General features: G+C 49.1%; 7 protein-coding genes. All 7 read right to left on the bottom strand.

Features of this window, described 5'->3' with window-relative positions; genetic code table 11:
• Positions 1–370 precede the first annotated feature (370 nt).
• On the bottom strand, positions 371–1,243 hold the full coding sequence (gene sppA / locus U9P07_10950) for a signal peptide peptidase SppA (GenBank protein ID MEA2109924.1): 873 nt from the start codon (positions 1,241–1,243) through the stop codon (positions 371–373).
• Positions 1,244–1,258: 15 nt separating this feature from the next.
• Positions 1,259–2,266 (bottom strand): hypothetical protein, encoded by a 1,008-nt coding sequence (locus U9P07_10945; protein ID MEA2109923.1) that lies wholly within the window; start codon positions 2,264–2,266, stop codon positions 1,259–1,261.
• A 78-nt stretch (positions 2,267–2,344) separates the two neighbouring features.
• Entirely contained in the window at positions 2,345–4,276 is a 1,932-nt protein-coding gene (locus tag U9P07_10940; GenBank protein MEA2109922.1) for a 30S ribosomal protein S1, read from the bottom strand.
• 558 nt (positions 4,277–4,834) lie between these two features.
• Positions 4,835–5,695: a 4-hydroxy-3-methylbut-2-enyl diphosphate reductase gene (locus U9P07_10935; protein MEA2109921.1), complete on the bottom strand. Its 861-nt coding sequence runs from the start codon at positions 5,693–5,695 to the stop codon at positions 4,835–4,837.
• Complete coding sequence (gene cmk, locus U9P07_10930) at positions 5,685–6,389, bottom strand: (d)CMP kinase (protein MEA2109920.1); 705 nt, start codon at positions 6,387–6,389, stop codon at positions 5,685–5,687. Before cmk ends, U9P07_10935 begins: the two co-directional genes overlap by 11 nt.
• 18 nt (positions 6,390–6,407) lie before the next feature.
• Entirely contained in the window at positions 6,408–7,721 is a 1,314-nt protein-coding gene (aroA, locus tag U9P07_10925; protein MEA2109919.1) for a 3-phosphoshikimate 1-carboxyvinyltransferase, read from the bottom strand.
• A gap of 7 nt (positions 7,722–7,728) precedes the next feature.
• Positions 7,729–8,823: a prephenate dehydratase gene (gene pheA / locus U9P07_10920; protein MEA2109918.1), complete on the bottom strand. Its 1,095-nt coding sequence runs from the start codon at positions 8,821–8,823 to the stop codon at positions 7,729–7,731.
• Positions 8,824–8,995 lie beyond the last annotated feature (172 nt).

The following is an 8,995-nucleotide window of genomic DNA, read 5'->3' as shown; positions in this document are numbered from 1 at the left end:
CCGTGATTGGGGACATTCTTGAGTTTCGCGTTAAAAGCAAATTCAAGCTGTTTCTCCACTGGGCGAGCGATAGTCAAGAGTGTCCCCCCGCGAAGCACGGCGAAGCAAACGTGCAAACCAGTACGGACCGCAGGCGAAGGAAGGCGGGAAAGTGAATTATCACAAATTCGGGACGCAGGACATGGTGAAATCATTCATATTGCCAAAAAAGATAAAAAAACTCACGGCAGCACAAAGATGCAATCTTTTTTTCTTCGTGTTCTTCGTGTTCTCCAGTGAGCGTAGCGAATGGGTGGTTAAAAAGAATTTCTTGTTTTTTTACCCCTCAAGGGGGTACTGAAAAGAGTGACAGGTTTTCAGGAGTAAGATACTAATCAGCCATTGGCATCAGGTAGGCGGCTATGGGAGTCTCACACTCCAGGGCTGAATTGAGCTTGCCGGTCAGGCTTTCTCCCAGCACGTACCATAACAGACCCCGTTTTTCTTTTTTTTCAACCACTTCCGGCTTGCCGGTTATTCCGGCCTTCCCGGCCAGGTCACGAATAGCCTGTTGCAGCGAACCGAGTTTGTCCACCAATCCGTATGCAAGGGCCTGGCGGCCGGAGAATACCCGCCCATCCGCAAGATTGAGCAACTTATCCAGGGGAATGTCACGGCTTTCGGTTACCGCGACCACAAATTGATTGTAGACATCATCGATCATTTCCTGAAGCAGGACCTTTTCTTCAGCTGACATGGCCCGCAGGGGAGAGCCGATATCTTTATGGGTACCGCTCTTGATAACCTCGCTGCCCACACCGAGTTTATCAAGGACTTTTTTCCAGTTGGTGAACTGCATGATAACCCCGATGCTGCCGGTCAAGGTTCCGGGATTGGCGTATATTTGCTGGCTGCCACAGGCCACATAATAACCGCCGGAGGCGGCGACAGTGCCAAGAGAGCTGTAGATCGGCTTGATTTTTGCGATTCGTTTAATTTCAGCATAGATTTCCTGGGATGGAGCCACCGCGCCTCCCGGGGAGTTAATGCGGATAATGATTCCCTTGATTCCAGGGTCCCCGGCCATTTCTTCCAGCTGTGTTACTGTTTCCCGGGCATCAACAATAACCCCTTTGATGTTGACCAGGCCTATCTGGTTATCTCCTCCGGAGCGGTGGTCACCGCTGATAAAATAGCCCACCAGGGCAATGCCGATCACGATAAGAAGGGTGATGATGAGGAGGATAATCAGTATCTTTTTCATGGATATTTTTCCTGTTTACTGGATGATGAAAAGGACATACATGCCCAGTGCATAGATAGTTACAATAGATATGGCCTCCAGGTTGAGGCCCAATAATCGTCTTTTAATCTCAAATAAAGAGAAAAATAGATATATTGATGAGAGGAGAATAACCAGCTGGGTTATCAGTATCTGGCTGACATGGGCGTTGGCATATAATGAGCCGGGGAAATATAAGAGATCGGCAACGGTCAGGATGGCAATATTGAAAATGTTGCTGCCGAATATGTTGCCGGCAGCCAGGGCGAAGGAACCTAAACGTATAGCACTGAAAGTAACAGCCATTTCCGGAAGTGAGGTGGCGATGGCCAGAAAGAAATTTCCGACGAAAGTGTTACCCCAGCCGGTTGATCTGGCTATCTGTCCCGCGGTGTAGGAGAGGACAAGTGAGGCAATAACAATGATGGTTGCAGCCGATAAAATTTTCCTCTTTAACTGGTTTTTTTGTTGTTGCTGGGTTTCGGAATCAAGTCTAACCTTGGAGTAATTGTTTGCCGGAGATTGGTTGCGCTGAAAATTATAGAGAATTTTAAATCCAGCCAGGTAAGTCGCTACGATGGCCAGTGAGAAATAATCGAGATGTGCCACTTGCCAGCGTCCATGAATCAGGATGGCTAAAGATGCCAGTCCCACCATGATCAGGGAAAGAAAAGCCGTCAGCAGGTTGTCATTATTCAGGGTGTAACGGCATTTTTCAGGGGAAAGATTTGCTATCCCCAGCATGGCCAGAATTGCCAGGTTGCAGGAGTTGCTGCCAAAAATATTACCCAGGGCAAGGTTTGGGGAATGAACCAGAGTTGAGGCCCCGATGGTGCTGACCAGCTCGGGTAAAGAAGTGATGAATCCTAAGAGAATAACGCCGATGAATCCATGAGCCAGGCCGGTCTGTTCAGCCAGCTCTTCACTGTGTTGGGTTAATTTGCGGCCGGCGTATAAAACGCATCCCGCAGCCAGGAGAAAGAATAACCAGCTCAAAGTGACCATGAGGGGTAGTTGGTAGGATTGAGATTAGTATAGGGGATCAAGGCAGCCACTGATTGCTGCCTTGATCCCCGTTGGCTGCTATTCTGCAGGATCAGTTGATTTTGCAGATTCAGGGACTTCTTTGCTTTCATCAGTTGTTTCTGCTGGTTGATCAGGGACCTCTTCTTTTATCTCTGTTTCTGCATCTGCATCGTCTTTTTCATCGCTTGCTTCGACATCTGCATCTGTCGGGGAAGATACCGAAGTTGCCTGCTGCAGGATTTCGCCGAGGCAGACTTTGCCTTTCTGGAAACTGTCACTCATATATTCTCCGGTTTCCAGCTTTTCTTTTTCCTCAAGGTGCCCCTTGATACTCAAGGCAATTTTCCGGTCATCATAATTGATGTTGAGAACTTTGGTGGTGATCTGGTCACCCACCTTGAGTACATCTTCAGGCTTTTTATTTTTATCTGCGGTAATTTCGGAGATGTGAACCAGTCCTTCAACTCCGTCTTCCAATTCAACAAAAGCACCGAAATCAGTCAGGTTGGTAACCTTGCCGTTTACATTGTCACCGGCAATAACCTTTTTACTGATAGTTTCCCAGGGATCTTCCTGCATTTGTTTTATTCCCAGGGAAAACCGTTGGTTGTCTTTGTCCAGGTTAAGGACAACTGCCTGAATGGTCTCGCCTTTAGTAAATTCTTCACCTGGATGTTTCAGGCGTTTACTCCAGGAAATGTCAGAAATATGTACCAAGCCATCAATATCGTTTTCAATACCCACAAAGATGCCGAAGTCGGTGATATTTTTGATTTCACCCTCAATCTTGGTGCCAATGGGGTATTTGTCAATCAAGGTATCCCATGGGTTGGGTTCAACCTGTTTCATTCCCAGAGAAATGCGCCGTTTTTCTATATCAATACTCAAAACGATAGCCTCAATATCATCACCCACCGATACTACCTGCGAAGGATGCTTGATCTTTTTGGTCCAGGACATTTCTGAAACGTGAACCAGGCTTTCGATGCCTTCTTCAATCTCAACGAAGGCACCGTAATCTTTAATGCTCAGAACTTTACCCTGAACTTTGGTGCCTTCCTGATATTTTTCGCCTGCCGTTGCCCACGGATCATCCTTAAGCTGTTTCATGCCCAGAGATACCCGCTGTTTTTCCTCGTCGTACTTGATGATTTTTACTGTGATTTCATCCCCAACCGTGAGCCGTTCGGTAGGATGATTGACCCTCCCCCATGAAATGTCAGTTATATGAAGTAGACCGTCAAGGCCCCCAAGATCAATGAAAGCACCGTAATCGGTGATATTTTTAACGATGCCTTCAAGTACAGCACCTTCCTTGAGTTTGGTCAGCAGTACCTCTTTCAAGGCTTCCCGCTCTTTTTCCAGCAGGGCCCGGCGGGAAATAACCACGTTGTTGCGTTTCTGGTTGTGTTTGAGAACCCTGAAATCAAATGTTTCTCCAATCAGTTTATCCAGGTTGCGAATCGGTTTGAGGTCTATCTGGGATCCAGGCAGAAAAGCCGGAACGCCGATATCCACCGAAAGGCCTCCCTTAACCTTGCCGGTAATGGTCCCCGGGATGGAGGCTTCTTCATCGTAAATCCTTTTTATATCTTCCCAGACCTTAAGCCGTTCAGCCTTGATCCGCGACAATTGGATATTGCCATTTTCATCTTCATAACGTTCAAGAAATACATCAACTTCATCATCTACCTTGAGGGTGCAATTCCCCTGGGCATCAGTAAATTGGTTGAGAGGTACCTGGCCTTCTGACTTATAGCCGATATCAATGACGGCACTTTCAGGATTCATTTGAATTACTCTTCCTGTGACGATGCCGCCGACTTTGATATCCTTGATGCTCTCTTCGTACATTTTCTCAAAGTTGCCCGCGAAATCCTCATCATCAAATTCTTGGTCCGCATCTGCTGACTGGAATTCTTCGCTGGCTTCTTCAAACTTGCTGCTTTCCTGATCTTCGTTGGTTGTGGTGATGTTGTTTTCTTCCATTGACAATCTTACCCCCTGTGAGATGTCGACAAATGATCTGTTTTGCTCTTATCCTGCCGCAGCCCGCTGATTAATATGAACTAAACGGCCAGCAGGCTGACAGGCAGTGAAAATATTGAACAGCCATTGTCGCTTTTTTAGGGTTGCCGCTATATCATAGGCGGGTGATAAATGCAAATTATATTTATTCATGTCTGTAAAGAATAAAATCAACCTGGGCAGGATATTATCAGTTTAAGTCTCAACTTTCTGACTTGTATTCCAGAGGGACATATCAGCAGGATGTTCAGGCTTGGCTCATAGCGGTATTGGCCGCCTGGGTGGGGACAGTTTTAAAACTGTCCCCCATTGTGATTCGCGGCGGACGCCTCGTAAGCTGGCCTGTCTGCGTGCGGCACGCACAGGCAGGCCATGGACGGCCGGCAAGAATGAGCGCGAGCCATGCCGAAACATCCCTGAGATTTATTTCAGTCCTGCCTGTCGGCAGACAGCTGTTTTTAGAGCAACTCAGAAAGTTGTTTAAGTGCTATTATTATTTTACCGCGGGAAGGTGGGTCATCACGACAGGTTGTTAATCTCATGAATAACCTTTTCGATCAGCCATCTAGGGGTTGAAGCACCGGCAGTAATGCCCACGGTGTGAATGCCCGCAAACCATTCTGCCTGCAACTGTTCAGGGATTTCAATATGGTATGAGCATGGTTGTATAGCTTTGCACAACTGGTAGAGACGGGTGGTGTTGGCACTGGAGAAGCCGCCGATAATAATCATGCAATCGGTTTCTGTGGCGATGGCCAGTGATTCCTGCTGCCGGTCACTGGTGGCATTGCAGATGGTATTGAAACAGCGGGTTTCGCCTTTCAGGGGCAATAAACATTCAGCGACGCTGCTGAAGTTTTCATATGATTGGGTGGTTTGGGCCAGAAGAGCAATCTTGTGGGGTTTTTTCTGGTGTTTGACCACCTCGACCGGTATTTCTTCCGGGCCGGAAATCGCCAGGGTATGGACTGGATCTCCATAACTGATCAATCCCTCCACTTCAGGGTGATGCTTTTCTCCGACTATGATAACCTGATATTTTTCTTCCTTCATCCGGGCAACAATTTCCTGGGCCCGTTTGACAAAGGGGCAGGTGGCATCAATAACGGTTATTGCCGGATTGTTACTTAATTGGCTTAGCTCCTGCCTGGTGACGCCATGGGAGCGGATAATGATGATCCCCTGATCCACGTCTTTGGGAGAATCCAGGGGATGAATACCTTTTGCTTCCAGATTTTTAACCACCTGGGGATTGTGAATGATAGGCCCCAGGGTATAAATGGGCTGGCCAGGATAATCCTCCGCGGCTTTGACCGCCAGGTTGACCGCGCGTTTAACCCCGAAACAAAAACCGGCAGTGGTGGCCAACTTAATCTTCATTGGTAACGGCTTCCTTTATCAATCTGGTGATGGCTGAGACTACGGCGGGAATATCCATGGTTGTGGTGTCCAGCCGGTGGGCATCCGCGGCCTGGGATAAGGGAGAATGAGCCCTGGAGCTATCATTCAGGTCCCTTTGCTTGAGTTCCTCAACTACTTTTTCCAGGCTATTGGCCTGTCCACCTTGCTGATGTTCCAGATGTCGGCGTTTGCCACGTTCCAGTGGTGAGGCGTCCAGATATACTTTAACTTCAGCATGGGGGAAAATTACGGTGCCGGCATCTCGCCCTTCGAGAATAACCGGGCCGCTTTCCCCCATTTTTCTTTGCATGGCAACCAGGGCTTTGCGGACGGCCGGAACCGCTGAAACCGCCGAAGAGAGCATGTCCATTTCCGGGGTGCGAATTTTTTCTGTTACTTCTTCACCGTGGCAAAATACCCGGTTTATTCCATTTTTCCATTGAAAATGGATGTCTATATCCTGGCAGAGGCGGGCGAGCCGGATTTCATCATCCATGGCTATGTGGTGCTTTTTCGCCTGTAATGCCACACAACGGTACATGGCTCCCGTGTCGATATAAGTGAAATTTTCCTGGGCCGCCAGAATCTTGCTGATCGTGCTTTTGCCGGCCCCTGATGGACCATCGATGGTAACCACCAGTCGTTTCGATTTTATGGTTGCTTTTCTTGTCATGGATTTTCCTTATAGTCCCTATTGCCGGACCATGGCCAGCATTTGGCTGAAATTGGGAAATGAGGTGCTGATGCAGAGAGAGTCGTCAAGCTTTACTTCATTTTTCTGCGTGGTTCCGGCAATGATTGCCGTCATGGCGATCCGGTGATCATGAAAAGTCCTGAATGACAATTGCCGTTTTGCCGGAATTCGGATGCCTCCATGGATGATAATGCCGTCTTCAAGCGCTTCGGTTTTTGTTCCCAGGGCGTCGAGCAGTAGGGTGATGGCCTCCAGTCGGTCGCTTTCTTTAACCCGTAGTTCACGGGCATCCTTGATGGTGGTCGTTCCTTCAGCATGGGCGGCCGCCAGGGCGAGAATGGGAATTTCATCAATGAGCAGGGGAATCAGGGCGCCGGAAATTTCGGTTCCTTTAAGCTGCCGGTTTCCGTGGACCGTCAAGTCGGCAACCGGTTCGCCGCTGGCTTCCCGTAGGTTTTCGATGATGATTTCACCACCCATTTTCTGCAGAGCCTGGATGATGCCGCTGCGGGTCGGATTGAGGCCGACATTGGTGATGGTTAGCTGGGAACCACGATTGATCATGGCGGCCACCAGGAAAAAAGCGGCCGCGGAGATGTCGCCGGGAATGATGAAAACAGTACCATTATACTCTTGCTGGGCCGGAGACATGCTGATGGTTGCAGCGTTTTCTTCAGTTAATAAAGTTTTTACCGGAATTCCGAGTGCCTTGAATATCCTCTCGGTATGATCCCGGGACAGGGATGGTTCCGTGATGGTCAATGGACCGTCGGCGTACAGTCCGGCCAGCATCAGGGATGTTTTTACCTGGGCGCTGGCGACCGGACTGGAATAAATGATTCCGGTAAGCTTTCGTCCCTGGATGGCCAGGGGCGGCATGGTATGGTGTTCCCGTCCCCAGATGGTGGCGCCCATCCGGCTGAGCGGTTTGATGATTCTCCCCATGGGTCGCTGGTTGAGAGAGGCATCGCCGCTGATGACCGAAAAAAATGACTGAGCACTTAGCAGTCCGGTCAGTAACCTGGTGGTGGTGCCGGAATTTCCACTGTAAAGAATATCGGCTGCTTCCCGCAGGCCGTGCAGCCCCCGGCCCTGAATTTCGATCTCTCCCTCAGCCTCCAGACCGGTAACCGATACTCCCAGGGCCTGGAAAATCTTTAAGGTATTCAGGGTGTCATCAGCCCGCAAAAATCCCCGCAGGCAACTTTTCCCCCGTCCCAGGGCGGCCATGATAGCCGTCCGGTGACTGATAGATTTGTCACCGGGGAGATGAAAGGTTCCTTGTAACGGTTTTGTCGTTTTATTCATGATTTACTGCCTATATTCTTCCCTTAACATAGGAGCCGATTACTTTGTAGTACTGGCTCTTTGCTTCCAGTTCCTTAAGGGCTGCGGTCACCTCTGGATCTTCCTGGTATCCATCAAGATCAATGAAAAACATATATTGCCATGGCTCGCCCCGTTTGGGACGTGATTCAATTTTGGTCAGATTGACGCCATGAACAGAAAAAGGTTTCAAGAGAGAAAACAGGGCCCCGGCCTGGTCCCTGGCGGAAAACAGCACGGTAGTTTTATAGTGCTCGCCGGGGACCTGGGATGTTTCCCGGGTGGAAATAATCAGAAAACGGGTGAGGTTATGGCTCATATCCTGAATCGAGGTTTCAATAACCTGCAGATGGTACGCCGATGCAGCATATTCATTGGCAATGGCGGCCGTCCCCGGTTCCTCGGCAGCCATCATCGCCGCCTGGGCGGTGCTGCTTACCGCGACCACCGGGATGGTGGGGAAATGTTCTTCCAGGTAAGCCCGGCATTGGGCCAGAGCCTGGGGATGGGAGTAGATTTTATTGATGGTTTCCGGGTCGTTGCTCTGGCTGAGCAGATCATGGGTTATCTGGAGCAGGATTTCGCCACTGATGGAGATCCGGCTCTGGGTGAACATATCCAGAGTATGGCTGACGATTCCTTCCGTGGTATTTTCCACCGGGACCACACCGTAAACAAAACGGCCTTTTTCAACACTTTCAAAAACTTCTTTAATGCTGTTTACCGGCCGCAGTTCAGCCGAGTAGCCGAAAAATTTCTGGCCGGCAAGGTGGGTAAAAGTTCCCCGTGGTCCCAAATAGGCAACCTGGAGTGGTTTCTCCAGGGCCAGGGAGGCGGAAATAATTTCCCGGAAAATATGGCGGACCGCCTGGTTGGGTAACGGTCCCTGATTGTGTCGTTCCAGTTGCTGGTAAATCTTCTGTTCCCGGGAAGGAACATGAAAATCACCTTGTTCAATCTTTTTTGCATCCCCGATTTCTGTTGCTAAGCGGGCCCGCTGATTCAGCAGCTTGAGCAGTTGTAAATCCAGGGTGTCTATCTCTGCTCTCAGGCTGTTAATGCGGTTTTTTGTTGAATTATTAGACATGTTTTAAAGGTTCAAGGTTCAAGGTTCAAGGTTCAAGGTTAAAGGCTAAAGGCTAAAGGCTAAAGGCTAAAGGTTCAAGGCTCAACTTTCTGAGTTGTTCTAAAAACAGCGGAAAGAAATTTACAAGGATGTTCAGGCATGGCTCTCGCTCATTCTCGCCGGCCGTCCATGG

Source organism: Pseudomonadota bacterium (assembly GCA_034660915.1).
Lineage (GTDB): Bacteria > Desulfobacterota > Anaeroferrophillalia > Anaeroferrophillales > Anaeroferrophillaceae > DQWO01.
The sequence above is the reverse complement of the archived record's forward strand: the minus strand, read 5'-3'. Positions and strand labels throughout refer to the sequence as shown.